This window comes from Hymenobacter sp. UYAg731, from assembly GCF_054061335.1.
On the sequence record NZ_JBSSEC010000007.1, the window covers coordinates 227,134 to 245,434 of the forward strand.

At 64.3% G+C, this 18,301-nt stretch carries 20 protein-coding genes and 1 tRNA gene; 6 read left to right on the plus strand and 15 right to left on the minus strand.

The window, feature by feature from the left end; genetic code table 11:
• Window positions 1-53: 53 nt before the first annotated feature.
• Entirely contained in the window at window positions 54-1,250 is a 1,197-nt protein-coding gene (gene sucC / locus ACVWYF_RS20450) for an ADP-forming succinate--CoA ligase subunit beta (protein WP_457071576.1), read from the plus strand.
• 136 nt (window positions 1,251-1,386) lie between these two features.
• Here sucC and ACVWYF_RS20455 read toward each other — a convergent pair whose 3' ends face one another.
• Window positions 1,387-1,818 (minus strand): organic hydroperoxide resistance protein, encoded by a 432-nt coding sequence (locus tag ACVWYF_RS20455; RefSeq protein WP_457071578.1) that lies wholly within the window; start codon window positions 1,816-1,818, stop codon window positions 1,387-1,389.
• Between the two features lie 159 nt (window positions 1,819-1,977).
• Here ACVWYF_RS20455 and ACVWYF_RS20460 point away from each other — a divergent pair.
• From ACVWYF_RS20460 to ACVWYF_RS20475, 4 genes are all read left to right on the plus strand, one after another.
• Window positions 1,978-2,049, plus strand: a tRNA-Arg gene (locus ACVWYF_RS20460).
• A gap of 272 nt (window positions 2,050-2,321) precedes the next feature.
• On the plus strand, window positions 2,322-3,611 hold the full coding sequence (locus ACVWYF_RS20465) for a hypothetical protein (RefSeq protein WP_457071580.1): 1,290 nt from the start codon (window positions 2,322-2,324) through the stop codon (window positions 3,609-3,611).
• 3 nt (window positions 3,612-3,614) lie between these two features.
• Entirely contained in the window at window positions 3,615-3,908 is a 294-nt protein-coding gene (locus ACVWYF_RS20470; protein WP_457071582.1) for a hypothetical protein, read from the plus strand.
• On the plus strand, window positions 3,905-4,036 hold the full coding sequence (locus ACVWYF_RS20475; protein ID WP_457071584.1) for a hypothetical protein: 132 nt from the start codon (window positions 3,905-3,907) through the stop codon (window positions 4,034-4,036). Before ACVWYF_RS20470 ends, ACVWYF_RS20475 begins: the two co-directional genes overlap by 4 nt.
• A 383-nt stretch (window positions 4,037-4,419) precedes the next feature.
• Here the strand turns inward: ACVWYF_RS20475 and ACVWYF_RS20480 are convergent, their stop codons facing one another.
• From ACVWYF_RS20480 to ACVWYF_RS20530, 11 genes are all read right to left on the minus strand, one after another.
• Entirely contained in the window at window positions 4,420-4,935 is a 516-nt protein-coding gene (locus ACVWYF_RS20480; RefSeq protein WP_457071586.1) for a hypothetical protein, read from the minus strand.
• Window positions 4,932-5,228, minus strand: a complete 297-nt coding sequence (locus ACVWYF_RS20485) for a DUF6527 family protein (RefSeq protein WP_457071588.1) — start codon at window positions 5,226-5,228, stop codon at window positions 4,932-4,934. Before ACVWYF_RS20485 ends, ACVWYF_RS20480 begins: the two co-directional genes overlap by 4 nt.
• A 1-nt stretch (window position 5,229) precedes the next feature.
• On the minus strand, window positions 5,230-5,403 hold the full coding sequence (locus tag ACVWYF_RS20490; protein WP_457071590.1) for a hypothetical protein: 174 nt from the start codon (window positions 5,401-5,403) through the stop codon (window positions 5,230-5,232).
• Window positions 5,404-5,429: 26 nt separating this feature from the next.
• Window positions 5,430-5,945 (minus strand): TIGR02594 family protein, encoded by a 516-nt coding sequence (locus ACVWYF_RS20495; RefSeq protein ID WP_457071592.1) that lies wholly within the window; start codon window positions 5,943-5,945, stop codon window positions 5,430-5,432.
• Window positions 5,946-5,951: 6 nt separating this feature from the next.
• Window positions 5,952-6,536, minus strand: coding sequence for a hypothetical protein (locus ACVWYF_RS20500; protein ID WP_457071594.1), 585 nt, complete (start codon window positions 6,534-6,536; stop codon window positions 5,952-5,954).
• A complete protein-coding gene (locus tag ACVWYF_RS20505; protein ID WP_457071597.1) occupies window positions 6,533-6,856 on the minus strand; it encodes a hypothetical protein in 324 nt (107 codons plus the stop codon). Before ACVWYF_RS20505 ends, ACVWYF_RS20500 begins: the two co-directional genes overlap by 4 nt.
• A 1-nt stretch (window position 6,857) precedes the next feature.
• Window positions 6,858-7,625 carry a hypothetical protein gene (locus ACVWYF_RS20510; RefSeq protein ID WP_457071599.1) on the minus strand — a complete coding sequence of 256 codons (768 nt, stop codon included), beginning with the start codon at window positions 7,623-7,625 and terminating at the stop codon, window positions 6,858-6,860.
• Between the two features lie 126 nt (window positions 7,626-7,751).
• Window positions 7,752-8,246: a hypothetical protein gene (locus ACVWYF_RS20515; RefSeq protein ID WP_457071601.1), complete on the minus strand. Its 495-nt coding sequence runs from the start codon at window positions 8,244-8,246 to the stop codon at window positions 7,752-7,754.
• 12 nt (window positions 8,247-8,258) lie between these two features.
• Window positions 8,259-8,768: a hypothetical protein gene (locus ACVWYF_RS20520; RefSeq protein WP_457071603.1), complete on the minus strand. Its 510-nt coding sequence runs from the start codon at window positions 8,766-8,768 to the stop codon at window positions 8,259-8,261.
• A gap of 1 nt (window position 8,769) precedes the next feature.
• Window positions 8,770-10,770, minus strand: a complete 2,001-nt coding sequence (locus tag ACVWYF_RS20525) for a hypothetical protein (RefSeq protein WP_457071605.1) — start codon at window positions 10,768-10,770, stop codon at window positions 8,770-8,772.
• A 3-nt stretch (window positions 10,771-10,773) separates the two neighbouring features.
• On the minus strand, window positions 10,774-14,508 hold the full coding sequence (locus ACVWYF_RS20530) for a hypothetical protein (RefSeq protein ID WP_457071607.1): 3,735 nt from the start codon (window positions 14,506-14,508) through the stop codon (window positions 10,774-10,776).
• A 77-nt stretch (window positions 14,509-14,585) separates the two neighbouring features.
• Between ACVWYF_RS20530 and ACVWYF_RS20535 the strand changes: the two genes are divergently transcribed.
• Window positions 14,586-14,972, plus strand: coding sequence for a hypothetical protein (locus ACVWYF_RS20535; RefSeq protein ID WP_457071609.1), 387 nt, complete (start codon window positions 14,586-14,588; stop codon window positions 14,970-14,972).
• A 5-nt stretch (window positions 14,973-14,977) separates the two neighbouring features.
• Here the strand turns inward: ACVWYF_RS20535 and ACVWYF_RS20540 are convergent, their stop codons facing one another.
• From ACVWYF_RS20540 to ACVWYF_RS20550, 3 genes are read right to left on the minus strand one after another with little or no spacing between them, the layout of a single operon-like run.
• Window positions 14,978-17,521 carry a tape measure protein gene (locus ACVWYF_RS20540; RefSeq protein WP_457071611.1) on the minus strand — a complete coding sequence of 848 codons (2,544 nt, stop codon included), beginning with the start codon at window positions 17,519-17,521 and terminating at the stop codon, window positions 14,978-14,980.
• 5 nt (window positions 17,522-17,526) lie between these two features.
• Window positions 17,527-17,901 (minus strand): phage tail assembly chaperone, encoded by a 375-nt coding sequence (locus ACVWYF_RS20545; protein WP_457071679.1) that lies wholly within the window; start codon window positions 17,899-17,901, stop codon window positions 17,527-17,529.
• Complete coding sequence (locus ACVWYF_RS20550) at window positions 17,868-18,233, minus strand: hypothetical protein (RefSeq protein WP_457071613.1); 366 nt, start codon at window positions 18,231-18,233, stop codon at window positions 17,868-17,870. Before ACVWYF_RS20550 ends, ACVWYF_RS20545 begins: the two co-directional genes overlap by 34 nt.
• Between the last annotated feature and the right edge of the window lie 68 nt (window positions 18,234-18,301).

Genomic DNA, 18,301 nt, shown 5'->3' on the forward strand with positions numbered 1-18,301 from the left:
CGTGCCACCAACCGCAAGGTCGCGTAGCTCAAAACCACCCCTTACCCGTTTTTATGAACATTCACGAATATCAGGGCAAAGAAATCCTGAAAAAATACGGCGTCCGCGTGCAGGAAGGCATCGTGGCCGATACTCCCGAGGAGGCCGTGGCTGCCGCCGAGAAACTGACCGCCGACACCGGCACCAGCTGGTACGTCATCAAGGCGCAAATCCACGCCGGGGGCCGGGGCAAAGGGGGCGGAGTGAAGCTCGCCAAAGGCATTGACAAGGTGAAGGACATTGCCACCGACATCATCGGCATGCAGCTCGTTACCAAGCAAACCGGCCCCGAAGGCCGTTTGGTAAACAAAATACTGGTGGCGCAGGACGTGTACTACCCCGGCGCTTCGGAGCCGAAGGAGTACTACATGAGCGTGCTGCTGGACCGTGCGTTGGGCAAAAACGTCATCATCTACACCACCGAGGGTGGCATGGACATCGAGGAAGTGGCCGAGTCGCACCCCGAGAAAATCCACCGCGAGCACGTGGACCCCGCCGTGGGCCTGCAGGGTTTCCAGGCCCGCAAAATTGCCTTCAACCTTGGTTTGGAGGGCGAGGCACAAAAGGAAATGGTAAAGTTCGTAACTGCTTTGTACAAAGCTTACGACGAAACCGATTCGAGCATGTTCGAAATCAATCCGGTGCTGAAAACGTCGGACAACAAAATCCTGGCCGTTGACGCCAAGGTGACGCTGGATGAAAACGCCCTGTACCGCCACAAGGATTTCGTGGCCCTGCGCGACTTCAACGAGGAAGACCCCTTGGAAGTAGAAGCCAGCCAGAACAACCTGAACTACGTGAAGCTCGACGGCAACGTGGGCTGCATGGTGAACGGCGCCGGCTTGGCCATGGCCACCATGGACATCATCAAGCTGAGCGGCGGCGAGCCCGCCAACTTCCTCGACGTAGGGGGTGGAGCCAATGCCCAGACGGTAGAAGCGGGCTTCCGCATCATCCTGAAGGACCCGAACGTGAAGGCCATTCTGATTAACATCTTCGGCGGCATCGTGCGCTGCGACCGGGTGGCCAACGGCGTGGTGGAAGCCTACAAAAAAATCGGCGACATTCGCGTGCCCATCATCGTGCGTCTGCAAGGCACCAACGCCGAAGAAGGTGCCCGCATCATCGACGAAAGCGGCCTGAAAGTATTTTCGGCCACGCTGCTGAAAGATGCTGCCGCCCGCGTGAAAGAGGTGCTGGCTGCGGCATAGTTGTAAAACATGCTTTAGCTTGTTCGGCTTCAGAACAAAGAAAATCCCCGCCGATACCTTCGGCGGGGATTTTTTTGTGCAACAGCCCGAATAGGATGCTATTCTGAAGCCGAACAAGCTAAGGCATGTTCGGCAATTATACCACAGCCTCGCCTTTCACGCGCAGCTCCACTTCCATGTTGCCGCGAGTGCCCACCGAGTAGGGGCAGATTTCGTGGGCCTGGCGCACCATATCGATGGTTTTGGCCTGGTCGAAGGACCTGAGGTCAACGTCGAGCACGGCGCTCAGGCCGTAGGCTTCGCCGTCTTGAAATAGCGTGACGGAGCACTGCACGGTGGTTTCGGGGTCGAGCCGGTCGCCGCCCTTCTGAGCGATGACGAGCAGGGCCTGCTGGAAGCACGAGGCGTAGCCAGCGGCAAACAGTTCTTCGGGGTTGGTGGCGTTTTTCTTGCCGCCCAAGCCCTCAGGCACCGACATGTCAAGGTCGATGATGCCGGTGGCAGAGCGAACGTGGCCGCTACGGCCACCCACGGCCGAAGCATCGGCCGTATATAGGTTCTTTTTCATGGAGTGTAATTGGAGGTGAAAGAATGCAGATTACTGGTTGGCTTAACCGGTTTTTTGGCGCGAAGGTTATGGCTGAGCCTGGGGCGGCAGGCAGAAAAATGACGGCACAATTTGGTCCCCGTAGCTTTTGCGGCTACTTTTGCAGTCCCATCCGGACCTGGCCGCGTCGTACAACGGATAGTATGAGAGTTTCCGAAGCTCTTGATTTAGGTTCGATTCCTAACGCGGCCACATTTAATCAGCAGCAACCGCCCACCGTCGTTCTCCGACCGTGGGCGGTTCTGTTTTACCCGGTCGCTCTCAGCTACTTGCTTTAGCAGCGACCCGCCCGGTTACCCCTGCGCCTACTGGTTACCGGTGAGTCGTGCTAAAATCAGTGGCAGGATAATACGGGCTAAATGACCGGTATTCGTCCCTAACAAGGGGATTCGGCGGTTACCAGTTACCATAAACCACACTAATCGCGTTAGTATTGCAGCCCGGCTTTCCAACGGGTCTTTCGCATGCTGCCGCTCTACGACTATTCGATGAAAGCCGAGTTCTGGCGACGCGCCAACCGGACGGCTGCTGATGGCACCGCGCCCCTGTTTCTGCGCATTACGATTGCCAAGCAGCGGGCTGAGATTGCCAGCGGCATCGACGTGCCTGAGGCGTATTGGAACGTGAAAACCCACGCCGTCGAGGTGCCCGAAAACAAAAACTTGCGTTTGAGCAGTTACTCGGTCGACCGGATTCGGGGGCTGAACGCCCGGCTGACGGAATTAAAATACGCCGTTGACCAGGCGTATCAGCACCTGCGGAAGAATGCCCAGCCCACTGCCCGCCAAATTCTGGAAGCCGTGCGCGGACTGGGACGGCCGGCGCTGCCAGTACTTACCGTTGCTCAGGCCGGGGCGCAGTTTTTGCAAGCCATGCAAGGGCCGGGCATCGGCAAGAGCCGCAACACGGTGGCCACCTATCGCTCCCGGCTGGATAACCTGGCCGCGTTTTTCACCCAGGCCCAACGCAACAAAGCGTTCCTGTTGCGCGACGTGACGCTGCCCATCGCCCGGGCGCTGGAGCGTTGGTGCCTGGCCCAACTGCGGCCGGATGGGCTGCCGCGTTTCGGGCATGCGGCGATGGCCAAGCAGGTGAACATGCTGCAAATGGTGGTGGCCTGGGGCGCGATGGAAGGCTACGTGGGCATGAACGCCCTGCATGGCTATAAATACCAGAGTACGGCCGAGCCAACCCAGCCCCGGTACCTGCCACCGGCCGAGGTGGCGCTACTGGAGGCCACGGTATTCACTAACGACTACCTGAACGCCACGGCGGATATGTGGGTGTTCTGCTGCTACACGGCCCTTTCCTACGTGGACTATTGCCAATTCGCCGCCGACCCGCTGGAATACCTGAAAACGGATGAGCAGGGGCGGGAGTGGATTCGCATGACACGCCAGAAGATGCGCAAGCGCAAGCCAGAAGGGTTTTCGGTGCCCTTCTTTCCCGAAGCCCGCGCCATTTTTGAGCGGCGGCGCGGCCGGCTGCCAGTGCGGCAAAACTCCGATGTCAACAAAACCCTGAAGGAGATTGCTGTCGAGTTGCGCTTTTCACTTTCGGACCTTACGTTCAAAGATTCGCGCTCCACCTTCGCCCAGCGCTGGCGTGATGCCGGCGTGTCAGGCGCGGTGGTCGCGGCGATGATGGGCGACGAAGAGCGGGTAGTAAATAAAAATTACTCGAAAGTCAGGGAAGCGACAATAGATGGCGAGCTGAGCCGCTTGCAGTTGGGCCATATTCGCAAGGCGGCGTAATTCATGGGCCTGCCCCTGCTCCCCGACCGTCACCGCCCTGATGCTTGGAAACGGGGTCAGTTCCTGCCGGCCCGGGCGCGCAGCTGGACGGTGGCGGGCTTCCCCGGCTTTACGGTGGATGAGGCGGGCACGGTCTGGCGCGAGGCCTACACTGACCGGCGGGGCCATCGGCGCGGGCGGCATGAAGTGGTAAGAAAGTGCGTGGCCACTACTTACCACTTCAGGCTGTTCCGCGAGGGTGTGCCGGTTGCCATCAGCCAGAAGAAATTGCGCAAGCTGCTTACCTTGGCAGAATGAGATTCTACGATTTCGAGGACTGGCTGGAAAACCAACTCGATAAGGTGCCCTGGTGGGCGTGGCTGGCCGGGATGGCTGCGCTGGTAGGCGGTAGCTGGCTGGCCGACTGGCTGGGCTATTTGGCATAACAACCAAAAGCCCCGGCTGCTGATGCGGCCGGGGCTTCTTATTACTCCCGGCGCTCAACCCACTGAGCTGCCGACGCGTGTTGTTCACCTACGCCAGGCGGGACTCGAACCCGCGTCCTCCGGTTTCACCAATGTACTCCTGTTGTACGACCCGGCTCAGAGCCGGAACGGGAGTTGCACCCGCATCTTTGGTAGGCTGTTGCCGCCCGCTTGGCGGTGATGAGGCGAAAGCGGCGGGCTGCTCAAACGCGAAGGGCTTTACCGCCCGGCCTGTCTATTAATCCGCTTTCTACTACGAATATACGAACGGCCAGCCCATTAGGCCAGCCGCTCGGTAAGAATCTGGTGTTTCCTCAGCTTCGCCAGCAGCTGGTGGTCACTCCTTATCGCAGCAGCACCCACGCCAGTCCCGCGACCTCCCCCGCCAACCCGACCACCAAGGTCCCGGTGAGCAGCAGGCGGAGTAGTTGCGAGGCGTAGGCGCGGGCGCGGTTGGGTTGATGGCGCAGGGCGTAGCGGGCCAGCAGCCGGTCGGGAAACCACGCGGCACCTGGTTCAAAGCTCACGTAATCGGCCGCCTTGCCACTAAGCAGCGAGAGCGCGGGGTTGAAGGCGTGGAAGAACCAGCCGGCCAGCAAGGCCAGCAGCCCGGCCGTGCTTGCGCCGATGGCCCGCGCCGGCAGTCCGGCCCACCAGCTCACCGCCACCACGGCCAGCAGCAGCCCGGCGGCCACGGCCACGCGGATGCCGGTGCGGGCGGCGTGGAACTGCTGATGCAGGGAGTCTTTCGCGCCGTCGGCTTCGATGAGGCGAGCGTTTTCGCGGGTTTCGCAGGCCACGAAGCGCCGCCAAAGCAGCAGCGCGGCGGCGTGGGTCAGCAGCGGCGGCCAGGCGTTCATAGCACCGGCAGCGGCACGGTTTGGCCCGCTAGTTCGTGGATGCAGTCGCTCAGAAATTGAATGCAGCCATCCGTCACGAAGGAATGGCACTTAGGGCCTTGCTCTGGCTTGCCTTGCGGATTGGCGAAAACCGATGCGCGAATAGTTGGCTTTTCAGGCGGCCCGGTCAGGGTATGGCACGGATTGCCATTGGTGGGGTTAGTGTTGATTTTATGGCCCACGCGGCAACCGGGGCAGCTAAAAACATAGTGTCCTGGTTGGTTGCTGATGGGCAGGATGACGGCCGTATCCATCTTACTTGCCGCCGCCTTTAATGAATAGGTACACGGTGGCCACCAGCGCGGCCACGAATAGGATGCCGGTGTAGGTGTGGTGGCTCATGCCGGCAAAGTCCGTCGTGGGCAGGAAAGCCAGCACAACGGCGATAATCCAGAGGACGATAATGGGGAGGGCGAAACGAGGGAGCATGGTGTTGTGAGTTAAGAGTGAATAGATTAAACGATTTTGACACCCACCGGCCCGGCCACCGTGAGCAGGATGCGCCGCACGTTGTCCGGCTGCTGGTTGTAGACCGGCCGCCGGAAGGCGATAGCCCCGGCCTTGAGGAAGTCCACGATGCTCACCCGGTCGCCCTGATTTCCACCTAATAATGAGTAGGTGCGGGTGGTTTCGCCCACGTACAGGGCCACATGGTGCGGGAATACCACGATATCGCCCAGCATCGGGGCCGCCACCGGCGTACCAAAGTGCGCCCAGTTGCGGGCGGCCAACGGGTCGGGCGGCAGGGCCTTCCCCGCCAGCTTGGCGACATAGGAGCAAAACAGCGCACACCAGGGCGTGTCGTCGTTGTGGTAGTAGGAGGCCGCCCCCACGGCCCCGGCCATGGCCAGAATCACCGGGTTGGATTTGGGGCCGGGCACTTCAGCCGTGCCGAGCAGCTTTAGGGCCTCGGTGAGCATCTTGGGGCCGGTTTCGGTGGCCAGATAGGCAAAGCGGGAAGACAGGAGCATGATTTCTTAGCTAAGGGTGGAATCGCTGGACTTGCGCCGCACCACAGCCGCCACCAGCCAGCCGCCCACCGGCGTACCGAAGAGCAGCACCAGCAGCAGCACGCCGCCCACGGCCCCGCCGACTTTCAGCCAGGGAAAGCCTGGCTTGACGGTGGTTTGGGTGGCCGTGGCGTTGGGGCCGGCGGCGAGGGCGGCCTTGTTCTTGTTGACCACGGTTTGCGTGAGCGTGGCCCCGCTGTCGGCATGGGCGATGGGGCCGCCCTTGTTGCCTGCATTCAGAGCCACGGTGGCCAGCGGCGCGTACTGCCCGCCCTTGCCGATTTTGATTTTGCGCGGTATCGTGGCACGGGCCAGCTTCACGACCTGCCGGCGGGCGCGGCCGGCATAGGTGCTCAGGCCGATGGCATCGGTGAAGCGGGTGAATGGGGCTGGGCTTACACGGTTCGGCAGTGAATCGTGTAAGGTGGTTGCATGGTTGGCGGCCAGCGGCACGATGCCCGCGTTGCCCCGCTCGTCAACCGGGTGCGACGTGCGGCAGCCGGTGACGTGCGCGGCCAGCAGAAACAGGAAGGCGAGTAGGTGGCGGTTCATTCGGCGGTGCTAATGGTGGTGGTGGTTTGGGTGGTGGCCGTGGCCGGGCCGGCGGGCGTCTCGCCCGTAATCGAGGCCGTGGCTATGTCGGCGTCAGTGCGCTGCTTGCCCCGGTTTTCCCAGGCCACGGCCACGCTTTGACCGGTAATGGCTCCAAGCAGGCCAATGGTGAGGTAGTCCGGTGCCCAGCGGTCGAAGACCAGCCCCACGGCTACGATGGCCACGAACAGGCACACGAGTACAAACTGAGTGACGCGGCCCCCGTCGGGCACGCCAAGCGAGTCACAGAAAGACTTGGTGAAAAACGTGTTTAAGTGCATATTACATGGCGTAGGAAAACTCCAAAGCAAAGCGGTGCAGCAGGGTTTCGAGGGCGGCATCAAGTAGCCGGGTGGGGCCTTTGTGGGCGCGAGGCAGCGCGTCGGCCTGGTCGGGGCGGTACACCTCCACGTCGTGCCAGCTGAGCACGTACATCCCAATCACCCCCATTTCGTTGCCGCTGGCCTTGATGGGGCGGCGGATGAAGACGGCAATCGAGCTGTCGTAGCCCCGCTCCTTCATCATCTTATTGACCTTCCAATCGTCGCAGCGTTCGGCCCACAGCAGCAGGTACGGCTGCGACTCCAGGGCCAGCACCGTGCGCGGAATATCCTGCGCAAACACCACGCGCTCCGTGTCCATGTAGTAGGGCGGGCGGTCCACAGCTTCGGCCTGCATCACGAATTTGTCAATACCCTCGCCGGAGCGCAGGTACTCCCCGTTCTGGCACCCGTACACGGAAACGTGGTCGCAGGCGATTTCCAGCCGCAGCCGTTCGGCAGCCTGCTCGAGCACCACGGCCTTGCGGGCCTTTCGGGCCAGCTCCGTGCCGCTGGCCGGCTCCTTGCTGGTGCGCTTCATACGGTCGGCAAATTGCTCAATCAGCTTACTGGCCGCCTCTTCAATCGGCTTTTTTAGCAGCCACGCCACCCCGGCCACCACGGCAGCGGTCAGCAGCAGCCAGCCGGGCATGGTTTCGAGCCAGTGGACGTACCACGGCGCAGGGGAGTAGGCAGAAGCGGGGGCGGCGACAAGCAGCAGCAGGGGCATAAAGCAGCGGGTGAGGCGGTGGGGGCGGGGCGGGCATCAGGGCGGCGGGCAGTCGCCAGCACGGGTAGCAGAACGCCAGGGCCAGCAGCAGCAGGGCCAGCTGGTGCGAGAGCGGGCGGCGGGGCATTACTCCAGGAGCCCCCACGCGGCGGCCTGTTGGATGTGGTGCGCCTCCTCGGCCCGCATGTCCACCGCGCCCGCGTCGTAGCGGCGGCGGTAGTAGTGCGTTTGCAGCGTAAGCGGGTCGGGGTGGGCGGCCAGCCAGGCGGGCCAGTCCAGGTCGGCGGGAATCGTTTCAAGGGCGAACGTGGCCAGGCTCAGCACCTGCTGCATGCCCTTGTAGATGTAGCGAATCGTGCCGGTGGCCGGGTCTACGGCGGTCAGCTCGTCGGTCTGCACTTTCACCGGGCGGGGCCACTTGGCCGGGGGCCAGGGCTGCGTGCAGGCCTCGTCGGCGTAGGCAATGACCTGCACGCTGAGGCGAATCAGCAGCCCGCCGTCGGGGAAGCGGGCGGTGAAGCTATCGAGCGGCCGGGCGGTGCGGTAGTAGGCGTGCGCGCCGCCGATGAGCAGCGGGGGCAGTGCGATTTCGTCGGAAACGGGCATGAAGTCGGTCAGCATGGCGGGGAAGGGTTAGGCAGGCTTGGCGAACAGGCGAATGGCATCATGCACCAAGCGCACGCGGCCCCCGGCAGGTTTTTGGCGGAACTCTACGGTGTGGAGTCCTTCCGGCAGCGGCACGGCCAGCAGATCGGAGGCCACCAGCACGCTGGCGCTGTAGTAGCTCACAGTGCCCTCATAAGTGTTGTTCACATAGATATCGGCATCGCAGAAGCTCGGCGCGGTGTGGCTTACCACCGTGAAGCCGCCGCCGTAATACGATACCGCTGCCGTGCCATAGTCGTCGCGGTAGTGAATGGTGCCGGCGTAGTAGTCGCCAGCGTTGGTGTCAGTCAGCCAGCCGGGGGAATATGTCCACAGGTCGACGCGGGCATCGTCCACGTACTCCAGCACCCGCGCATCGCCAGGCGGGGCGTAGCCGGGCGCAATGAGGCCGGTGTAGCCGGGCAGCACCGTGCCGCCTGGGGCCGCGCTGCCGAGCAACCCGATAAATCCAACGCTATGAAGGTTAAAGCCGGCCATATCAGTTTGAGAGAACGGCCGCCGCATCCACGTCCGAAACGCTGGTGCCGTAGCAGGCAAGGGTGAGAATCATGGTTTTGCCAGCGGCGAGCGTAGCAGGCAATGCCGCGCCGTAGCTCACCCACGCCTCGTAGCTGAGCGTGATGGCGGCCCCGGTGGTGTTTTTCACGCGCACGGTCTTTTCGGCCCCGACTGTGCTACGGTTCATGGTCGTGAAGCTCACGTTGCCGGTGGCGGCCAGGGTGCGGCGCGGAGTAACGGCGAAGTCCAGCGCGACGGTGCCGGCGGTGGGGGTCAGGGCCACGGGTGGGGCGTTGCTGCTGCCACCGCCGCGCTCGATGACCTGCCACACCAGGCCGCTGCCGGCGGGGTCCACGGTTTTGGCGTTGGCGTAGGTCCACGCCAACAGCAGCGACTCGCCGGGCTGTATCACGGTGAGCTTGGCTGTGCCAGTGTAGAGGTATAGCACAACCGGCAGGGCATTTTCCGCCAGGCGCACGCGGATGGGTTGGCCGACGTTGAAGCCGTTGTTGGTCGGGGCCAGCAGGCGCAGCACGCTATTTTCCGCCGCCGCCGCCGTAGCGGAAAGAAAATAAGCGGTATTCAGCGCCGGGGCTGCGCCGCGCAGGTTGGCATTGCTGCCCGTGCTGGCCGGGAAGTCCTGCTCATCAACCAGCGATACCACGCCTATTTCGCCCAGTTGCGTGGTCAGCCACGCCGGCAGGCCCAGGTTCACAATGGCCTGGGGCTTGTCAGCCAGGTCGTTCAGGTTGCTGGCGTTGGCCAGCTTGGCGGCCAACTCGTCAGCCGCTTGCGCGTTGTCGTAGAGGCTGCCGGTGAGCTGCTGAAAGGAAACCGGCCGGGGGTCAGGCACGTCCGTTTCGTTGACGTGCCGCCAGTAGGTATCGCCGGCTACGCTCGTGGGCGGCGGGGCGGAGCCGGCCAGCTTGGCGGCAAAGAACTGCTCGCTCGCCGTGCCGTTGACGAAGGCCCGCACCAGCTCGTCCACTGCGAAGGCGTAGCCGCTCGGCAGCGAGAGGTAGGCCGGCACCCCAGCTGCTTTGGCATCGGCCCGCACCACGCGGGCCGGCACCGTCTGCCCCGCCACAAAGTCGCCATCGGCAAATACGTACAGGCCGCTGCCAGGCGGGCGAAGTGCCCCGTCGTAGATAACGCGGTAGGTCTTATACGCGCCCTGGGGGTCATTCTCCACCGTGACCAGGTCGCCCGCACACATGTTGGCCGGCTCCAGGGCCAGTAGTTCCTCCAGGCTCACGCCGGTGCCGCCGGCGGCCGTGCGGGCAGCGTTGGTGAGCCAGCGCACGGCTTTGGTGAGGGAGGGACGGCGGTTGGGGGCGGGGAGCGGAACCGGTGCCGGCACGTCGGTTTTGCCGATGTGCCGCCAGCTAGCGTCGCTGGCACTCGTGGCTGGGTACGGCTGGCTGGTGTTGTTGGGGCCCTGGAATACGTAGGCCTGCTCTTCGCTGGCATCGCTCACGTAGCCCCGCCGGTAGTCACCGGTGTGGTAGAGGTAGCCGGCCGGGTCTTCCTGGAACGCCCGCAAGCCGCTGAAGTGCTCGGCGGCGTCCATCCACTGCGCGGTAATGAGCTCCCCGGCGCGGAAGTTGCCGTCGAGGAACACCGTCAGGCAGCCCGGGGTAGTGAAGTAGGTGTAGCGCAGCACGTAGCGCGTACCCGAATCATAGACCAAGCACTCGGTGCCCAGGCACATGGTGAGCGGGTCCAGCGCGTCCCGCCGGGCCAGCGAGTTCACGTTTTTGACCGGCAGCTTGGCGGCGTTGCCGATGGGGCCGGCCAGCAGGGTGCGCAGTTGCTCACCCGAAACTGCCCGGCTCACGAATCCACCGGCGGCCGTGCCATCGGGCGTATCCGTCAGAAACAGCGAACCGTCAAGCTGGGCCGGGGTGCCGGCGAAGCGGTCCTCGTCTTCAATGTAGTAACCTTCGCTGGCGGTGCCGGGCGGCAGAGGGGTAACGGGCATGGGCTAACGAATAGCGCGGACACCGCCGCGACGTGACAAGAGAATGCGCGCCCGGTTCTGGGTGCGGCCGCGTACCAGCAGCACCCGGGGCGGGAGCGTGGCCGGTACCAGGGTTTCGCCTTCGCCGATTTCGACCAGCGACACATCGGTTTCGGCCGACTTGACGTGCCAGGTGCGCGCCCCCACGGCGAAGCGGCGGCCGGGGGTGTCGTAAGGCGCGTCCACGGCATCGAGCGGTGCGGGGGCGCGGTGCAGGTGCTTCAGCGGGCCGCTCAGCACGCGGGAGGGATTGGCGCGCAGGGCCAGCGTGTCGAGTACGGCGGCGGCCAGCAACGGCGCGGGGCGCAAATCGTCGGCCCGTGCCCATTCGGTGGCCGGGTTGGCGGCGCGGCCCCGGGTCACGCTGCGACGAAAGGCGTAGGCATTGCCGTCGAACAAGCCGGCGCGTTGCGGGGCATCGACGTGGAACACCTCCAGGCCAGCCGGGCGCACGCTGCCGCCGGCTCCGCTGGCGTAATAGCTTTCGGTCGCGCTCCAGCTTGCGCCCTGGGGCAGCAGCTGCATGCCCACGGATTTGAGCAGCAGCCCGCCGGCCGCCGGGTCCAGGCCGTCGTCGCTCACGCGGCCCCGCTGCGGGTTGTAGTAGGTATAGGCATGCACCCGCACCCGCAGGCGGTCCGTCCCCGGCAGCGCGGGCACGGGCAGCCGGGCGGTAGCAGTGGCAAAGCCGTCCGCGAGGGAGGCGGCCGGCGCAAAGCTGAGCACGGCCCCGCTGCTGCGCAGCCCGCCGCCAAGCGCATGGCCCACAATTTCTACCCACAGGTAGGCCCGCGCGGCCTTAAAAGCTTCCGCAGCCGGGTTGATGCCGCTGGAGTACTTGGCTTCCACCTTGATTTCAATGGCCAGCCCCTCGGCCCCGGCCACCAACGGGGCCAGCTCGGATTCGAGGTAGCGGCCATCCAGGGGGCTGCCGGCCGCTGGCCACGCGGTGGCCAGCTCCTCGGCTTTCGCGCCGGCCTCCACCAGGCGCAGGGGGAATAAGGTGATGGGAATGGGGCCATTGGCGCTACCTGGCTGCCAGCCGGCCTCCGTCAGCAGCGCCGTGCCGCTGGCATCCCAGAAGGCGGCATCAGAAAAATAGTCGCCCTGCCGCAAGGCATTTTCCACATAAGTTGCGTCGCCGGCGGCGGTCAGGTAACGCCAGCCGGCGCGGCGCTGCTCCCGCTGGCTGGCCTTGCGCCAGCAGAGCGGACCGGGAGTGAGGGCCGCAGCAGTCTCGGCCACGCGGGGCGGCACGATGCGGTGGGCCGGGGTGGCGATAGTGGAAGCGGCGGCGTGGTCGCCAGCGGCATCGTAGACGCGGCCGGCGACGGGCAGCGTGCGAGCCGGGACGGGCACATCGCCGATTGCCGAGCCGGCCGGGTAGCGGCTTCCGGCGGAAGCTGATTGGTGTAGCACGCCGGCCGCCGGGGCTACGAGCTGCTCGTTTATCGTAAGGATTGCGCTGCCCCCTTCCTGCGCTACCTCGTACTGCACGTTGGCGACCGGCTGGCCCGGCGTCACGGCGGCCCCATCGGCTACCAGCCAGGAAACGAGCTGTACCTGTCCGGTGGCCAGGCCAGCCGGGGACGGCAGGGCCAGCAGCGCGTACCCGCCGGCCACATTGACCCCGGCCATTTCCAGCGCGGAGCGCACCTCCCAGCGGCCGTTGCGCTGCACCAGCGTGCCGCCCAGCAGCGCGCAGAGCGCGTTGACCACAGCGCGCAGGTCCATGGGCTTGCCGGCCGGCGCGTAGGCCAGGCGGTCGGTATACAGGTCGGTTTCGGGTTGCTCGTCGCTGCTCATCTCCAGCGCCCGGCGGTTGGTGAACACGGCCACGGGCAGAGCCAGGTCGGTGCGGCTCAAACAGTGCAGCAGCGTGTTAAGCACGGGCCGGCGGGCGCGCAGCTCCTGTCCGACGTGACCGGCAAAATCCACGTCTTTCAGCGCGGCCAGGCCGTCGGTAGCGGTTAGCTCCACGGCTACGGCGAGGCCCACCATCGGCTCCTCGTAAATCTCGGGCTGCACGTAGCCCGTAAATTCCAGGGCCTCGTCGTAGTAAAAGTCTGCCCGGCAGGCGCGGTCATCAACCAGTAGGTCGGCCAGCGCTCCGGGCAGCGTTTTCAGGCGCATGGTCAGGCTGCTGCCAATGCTATCCGGCAAATCGGCCTGCGTGTTGCCGCCGGCAAACCCTTCGGTTTCGAGGCTCACCGGCTCGTCCTGCCCGCACAAATCCAGTGCCGGGCCGGCATAACCCCGCGCCCAGAGTTCGAGCCGGCAGGCCTTGCCCACCCGCACGTCCACGAAGCGCAGCTGCCATTTCAGCCCGTAGCGGGCCGTCAGCACCACGGGCACGTCAACCAGCAACCCGAGCAGGGCTTGATTGCGCACGCGCACGGTGTAGGCCGCCGCCAGCAGGCCACCAAAACGGCCGGTGGTGTTGGTGGCCTGCTCCGTACCAGCGGCGTCGAGCAGCGTGTAGCGCGGAAACGGCCCCCCGGCCGCCTGCTGGTCGGCCGTCAGTACGTCGTCGAAGCTGACGGCCTCCACAAGAACGCCGCCGGTCGCGCTGGTGGGCGTGGGCGGGTGGAAATAAACGATGTTGGCGACCTCCAGCCGGGTAGAGGACACAATGCCCGCCCCGCTGTCCGTCACGCCGCCCTGCCCGTTGCTGTAGCGACCGGCAGCCCCGACGGGGGTGCCGGCGGGCAGAAAATAGGTGCGTTCGGGCAAGATATCCAGCAGGCTCACGCCGCTGCCGGTACGCGGAATGTCCACGGTGGCCGTGTAGGTGGCCACCGTATTGGTGGCGATGGTGTAGCAGGTGGCCGAAAAGATGGCCTGGCTTTCCGAAACCGGATGCACCGCGTAGCGGGTGTAGAGCTGCCCGGCGGCCGGCGGGTTGGTGAATAAGCCCACCAGGCTATCCGCCCGGCTCCCGATGAAGCGGGCTACCACCTGAAACGGCGCGCTTCCGAACGTGAGCTCGGCGGCCGTGCCGGAGTAAGGGACTTTGTAGACCTCGACCGCGCCGGGGCTTTGGCTGGGCAGCACCGTGATTTCCCCGGCGATGATGCCGCCTGTTTCTTCCAGCACCTCCACCCGGTAGCGGCCAGCGGGCAGGCCGGCCAGCGGCGCGGGCGTGGCCAGGCGCTCGTAGCGGCGGCTCCGCTCATCACTGGCGCTGGCGGCGGGCGTCGTAGTGGCGGCGGCCACCGGTGGAATGGTGACCGTCGTGGTCCCGGCGGGCAGGCTTAGCTCGGTGTAGAAGGCGGGTGCCGTCGAAGCGCCCGGGGCCAGCAGCGCGCAGCGCACCCGCAGCGGGCCGGCTCCCCCATTCCAGCCAGCCAGCAGGTATGCGTCCTCGCTGTAGAGCGTCAGGGCGTGGGTAGTGGTCAGTACCAGGTCGGCCAGGCTGCTGGCGCAGGCCAGTGCGCCGGGCACGTCGTGGGTACTGATTTTGCCGTCGCCGGCGTAGTTGACCTCTCGCCGCGTGCCGCCCACGCAGAAGGCCGCGCCGGGCACTGCTGCGCCGATGGCCAGCTCAAACGCGGCATTCGGGCCGGTGTTGCTCGTGGCCTGGTAGGCGTCGCGGTAAGGCCGGCGGGCGCGCAGGTCGTACTGGTCCACAAACACACTGAAGCCCGTGGCGGGCGCGGTGTTGGCAATGGGAGTACGACGAAGCAGCACGTAAGCCATGCCCAAAGTTCCGGGCGGGGGTGGGCGGGGCGGGCAGGTGGGCGGGGGAAAGTGGGGGAGGCTAGTATATTGGGTGCATGAAAACCTTCCTTTCCATTTGTCTACTGCTTGCTTCCTGCGAACAAAGCCCGCAATCCCATCCATCCAAACCGCTGGGAGAGCACCCAGTTGAACCCGTAGCGCAGGCGGGTGTGCCTGCTACCTCACCACAGGACAATATTCCCGCTCCCGAAATAGCCGTTCGCTCATACTTGCGAAATACATTAAACGACTGGGATAGCTACCAAAGCATTGAATATGGCGCGCCTGCTTATGCGTCACCACCAACTGGCAGCAACAGCTATGCGTGGCGGGTACGGCATCGGTACCGGGCCAAGAACAGCTTCGGGGCATACGTGCTGAAAGAGCAGTTTTTTTACTATACAACGGCCGGTGTCTTCGATGTTGAAGAGGGGCTTGAATAGTGTGCTTAACTGGTGCGCAGCCGGCGGTAGTCCTGAGCACTCAGCACAGCTACTAAATCCTTTCCCGTGCTACGCAGGGTACCGGTGACCTCCACCTGAATCTTCAGTGGAGCGGCATTCTGGCCCGCGTTGGCGTTCTGGCTGTAGTTGGTCGATTTGTTGGCTCCGCTGTAGCCGCCGCCCGCCGTAGCGCCTACATAGGCACCGCCCGCAACCAAGGCGGTGCCGGCCGCCGCCTGCGCTACCCCAAGCGGAATATTGCCTGTGGCAAAGCTGCCAATACTGAATAGTAGCAGTTTTTCGCCAAACTGCACCAGCAGGTCACCTAGCGCCTTCAGCAATGCCTGCCCAGCGGCTTCCGCCACACTGGTGCCATTAGCCAGCGCCACGCCGATGTTTTGGCCAATCCCGGAAAGCGCCCCTCCCAATGCCTGCGCCATCTGCTCGCCAGCAGCTTGCAGCGACACCTGAAAGCCACCCAAAAACGCTTGGAATTCCGTCAGAGAGGCTTTGGTGGCCGTGGTGTCCACCGGGCCGGTTTTAAGGGTTTCGGGCAAGGCTGCTAGCTCGGGCACCTTCACCTTCAGCTCCGGGGCATCTTTCGGCTCCAGGCCCTTCACCAAGCGGGCGGCCAGTTGCGCATTGTCCCCTAGCACCGTGTTTAACTCCCGCTGCTGAGCTACCAGGCCGCGCACCGTGGCACTGTACGGGCTCCAACCCTCGGCAATCAGCTTTTTGATACCCGATTCAACGGCCGAAAGTTTGCCCTTTAGGAATTCGTAGTCGCTGCCCAGCGCCCGGCTCAGGTTGTCGTTTTCGGCCAGCGCTTTCTGCAACTCCGCCAGCGCCTTACTGCTCTTGCCCAGTTTTTCCAACGCAGCAATCTGCTTTTCCAGGCTCTCAATGCGGCGGTTGTCGGCCGCGATGGCCTTCTCAGTGGGTTCGGTGTCCAGCGCCTCCTTTACCGCTTTCAGTTCATCTTTGAGTCGTTGGAGCAGGCCCAGCTTCGTGCTGCCCAACGCTTTTTCCAGGTCGCCGCCCAGCACGAACGCCGCAACTGAGGCATCTTCCAGCGCCGCCACAAACTGGCCCTTGAAAAAGTTGCTGATGCTGGTGCCGCGCTCTTCAATCAGGCCAAACAGGGAGCGAAACGGCCGGCTCAGGCCATCGGCGACCGTCGTAATATCTTCCAGCGCTTTGCGAAACTCGCCACTCAGCAGGTCGATAATAAAGTTGACCGTGCCGTTTACCGTGTCCAGCAAGCCGGTAAAGCCATCGCCGATTTCCCGCACGGCTTCCTGAATCGGCCGCAAGCCTGCCACCAGTCCGCCGAGTGAATTAGTGCCCAGGCTGCCCAGCGCCGAAAAGATGTTGCCAATCGTGGCCGCGCTTTGCCCGATACGTTCCGCCAGGTCGCCAAATACGCGCCCGCCTTCACCCGATGGGCTGAAGTAGGTGGCCAGCACGGCCCAGTTATCAATAATCAAGAAGGCAGCGGCAGCAATAGCCGCAGCGCCCAGCGCGATGGGGGCCAGCGACACGCTGACCGCGCCGGTCAGGATGCCAAAGCCAGTTACCATGCTCGGCAGCACCGTGAGCACCGTGCCGAAGGCCAGCAGCAGCGGGCCGGCAGCCGCAGCAGCAACACCCAAGCTGACTGCCAGCTTTTGCGCGCCCGGCGAAAGGGTTGAAAACGCATCGCCGATGCGCGTTATGAAATCGCTGATGCCTGCCAGCACCGCCGGCAGGTTCAGGGCCTTACTGATGCCGTCGCCAATCTTCGCCAGGCTGATGGTTACCGTATCGCCCAGGTTTTCGAGGCCGTTTTTCAACCCGCCGGCCACTTGCGGAATCTTGCCCAGCTCGTCGGTAAGCACGGCGATAAAATCGGTGCTCGACTGCCCCTGTTTTTGAAGCTGTTTGGAAATATCTTCACTGTCCACTGTGCCGTAGAGCTTTTGCAGGGCCGCCGATACGGCCGGGGCCGCCTCGATGATGGGCCGCAAATCCTGGGCCAGCACCTTGCCTTTAGCCGAAAGCTGGGCCAGCTGCACGGTCACCCGGTCAAACTCCGACTTGCCGCCGCCGGTGGTGGCGATGGCATTGGCAAATGCTTTCAGGCTTTTGGCCGACTGCTCGGCACTGATGCCCACGGCCCGCAGGCGCACATCGCCCTGCACGGCCTGTTCGAAGCCCAGCCCTGGCGCACGGGCCAATACCTCCAGCTCCTTCATGCGCTCCGTCGTGAGGCTGGCCGCCTCGCCCAGCGCGGCCACGCCGGTGGCGCCCTGCTTGGCCAAATCCTGCTGGCTGATGGAATTAAGGGCGTTGCGCAGGCTCTCAATCTTGCCTGAGGCGGCAATCGCCCCGGCCCCGAGCGCAAGCAGGGGCACCGTCACGTAGGTGCTCAGGCTGCGGCCCAAATCCTTCATGGCCTCCCCGGCCTGCACCAGGCCTTTCAGCTCCTTGCGGGCTTGGGCCATGCCGGCGCGAAAGGCGCTGATATCAGCCCCCAAAACAACGGAGACGGAGGCTAATATATCGCTCATGCAACTTAGTCGGTAGCGGCCAGACGGGCCATGGTGGCATCAAACTCTACCTCATCCATCGGCGGGGTTGGCTCCGGGTCACCGGGCAGCCACAGCACTTCATGGGGGAGGATGGCGGGCGTTTTTTCGGCCCGGTTCACGTTGAGCAGCATCGTGGCCAGGTAGCGGGTGTGGTGCCACTTGCGGATTTGCCGACGGTGCCAGCCGGCGGCCACGGCGCAGTACTCGCGCCAAGTGAGTTGCCAGAAAGCGGCCGGCCTGAGCCGCAAGTCGCCCAGCGCGAAGCCAATAATGTCGTCCCACGTTTCGGGCGGCGGAGGCGTCGGGTGTTCGTCGCTCAGGCGGCTTAGCCCCGGTTCAAAGCCGCCAGTAAAGGGGATTTCGTTACGGCGCGAAAGGCCACGGAAAACAGCTCTTCCTGTTCGGCCTTACTCAACTCATCCACAATGGTCAGCGCCTCGTCGGCCGAAAGGCCCGGCGTGGCCAGCTGCACGCCCAACACCGCCATGTCAACCATGGCCGCCAGCGCCGCCCCCGTGCCCGAGGCGATGCGCTCCAGGATGTCGCCGGGGCCGGCCTCGCCTTTTTGGTCGGTCAGGGTTTTGATGAAGCGCATGCCAAAGCGAATCAGGCGCGACTCGCCGCTGATGGTCAACTGTACTTCCCCGCGCTCAGCATCGGCGGGGGCAATCGTGGAATTTTCAGATTTCATGAGAAAGAAGTAACAGGTAAGGGGATAGCGAAGGCCCAAACAGCCCGGCCGGAAGCCGGCGCGGGTTG

Coding starts and splice junctions, on each gene's coding strand:
- ACVWYF_RS20520 (WP_457071603.1), bottom strand. CDS start 8,768: ATGGCCGGCTTTAACCTTCATAGCGTTGGATTTATCGGGTTGCTCGGC.
- ACVWYF_RS20470 (WP_457071582.1), top strand. CDS start 3,615: ATGGGCCTGCCCCTGCTCCCCGACCGTCACCGCCCTGATGCTTGGAAA.
- ACVWYF_RS20485 (WP_457071588.1), bottom strand. CDS start 5,228: ATGGATACGGCCGTCATCCTGCCCATCAGCAACCAACCAGGACACTAT.
- ACVWYF_RS20530 (WP_457071607.1), bottom strand. CDS start 14,508: ATGGCTTACGTGCTGCTTCGTCGTACTCCCATTGCCAACACCGCGCCC.
- ACVWYF_RS20475 (WP_457071584.1), top strand. CDS start 3,905: ATGAGATTCTACGATTTCGAGGACTGGCTGGAAAACCAACTCGATAAG.
- ACVWYF_RS20500 (WP_457071594.1), bottom strand. CDS start 6,536: ATGAACCGCCACCTACTCGCCTTCCTGTTTCTGCTGGCCGCGCACGTC.
- sucC (WP_457071576.1), top strand. CDS start 54: ATGAACATTCACGAATATCAGGGCAAAGAAATCCTGAAAAAATACGGC.
- ACVWYF_RS20455 (WP_457071578.1), bottom strand. CDS start 1,818: ATGAAAAAGAACCTATATACGGCCGATGCTTCGGCCGTGGGTGGCCGT.
- ACVWYF_RS20525 (WP_457071605.1), bottom strand. CDS start 10,770: ATGCCCGTTACCCCTCTGCCGCCCGGCACCGCCAGCGAAGGTTACTAC.
- ACVWYF_RS20510 (WP_457071599.1), bottom strand. CDS start 7,625: ATGCCCCTGCTGCTGCTTGTCGCCGCCCCCGCTTCTGCCTACTCCCCT.
- ACVWYF_RS20465 (WP_457071580.1), top strand. CDS start 2,322: ATGCTGCCGCTCTACGACTATTCGATGAAAGCCGAGTTCTGGCGACGC.
- ACVWYF_RS20480 (WP_457071586.1), bottom strand. CDS start 4,935: ATGAACGCCTGGCCGCCGCTGCTGACCCACGCCGCCGCGCTGCTGCTT.
- ACVWYF_RS20540 (WP_457071611.1), bottom strand. CDS start 17,521: ATGAGCGATATATTAGCCTCCGTCTCCGTTGTTTTGGGGGCTGATATC.
- ACVWYF_RS20505 (WP_457071597.1), bottom strand. CDS start 6,856: ATGCACTTAAACACGTTTTTCACCAAGTCTTTCTGTGACTCGCTTGGC.
- ACVWYF_RS20535 (WP_457071609.1), top strand. CDS start 14,586: ATGAAAACCTTCCTTTCCATTTGTCTACTGCTTGCTTCCTGCGAACAA.
- ACVWYF_RS20495 (WP_457071592.1), bottom strand. CDS start 5,945: ATGCTCCTGTCTTCCCGCTTTGCCTATCTGGCCACCGAAACCGGCCCC.
- ACVWYF_RS20515 (WP_457071601.1), bottom strand. CDS start 8,246: ATGCTGACCGACTTCATGCCCGTTTCCGACGAAATCGCACTGCCCCCG.
- ACVWYF_RS20550 (WP_457071613.1), bottom strand. CDS start 18,233: ATGAAATCTGAAAATTCCACGATTGCCCCCGCCGATGCTGAGCGCGGG.
- ACVWYF_RS20490 (WP_457071590.1), bottom strand. CDS start 5,403: ATGCTCCCTCGTTTCGCCCTCCCCATTATCGTCCTCTGGATTATCGCC.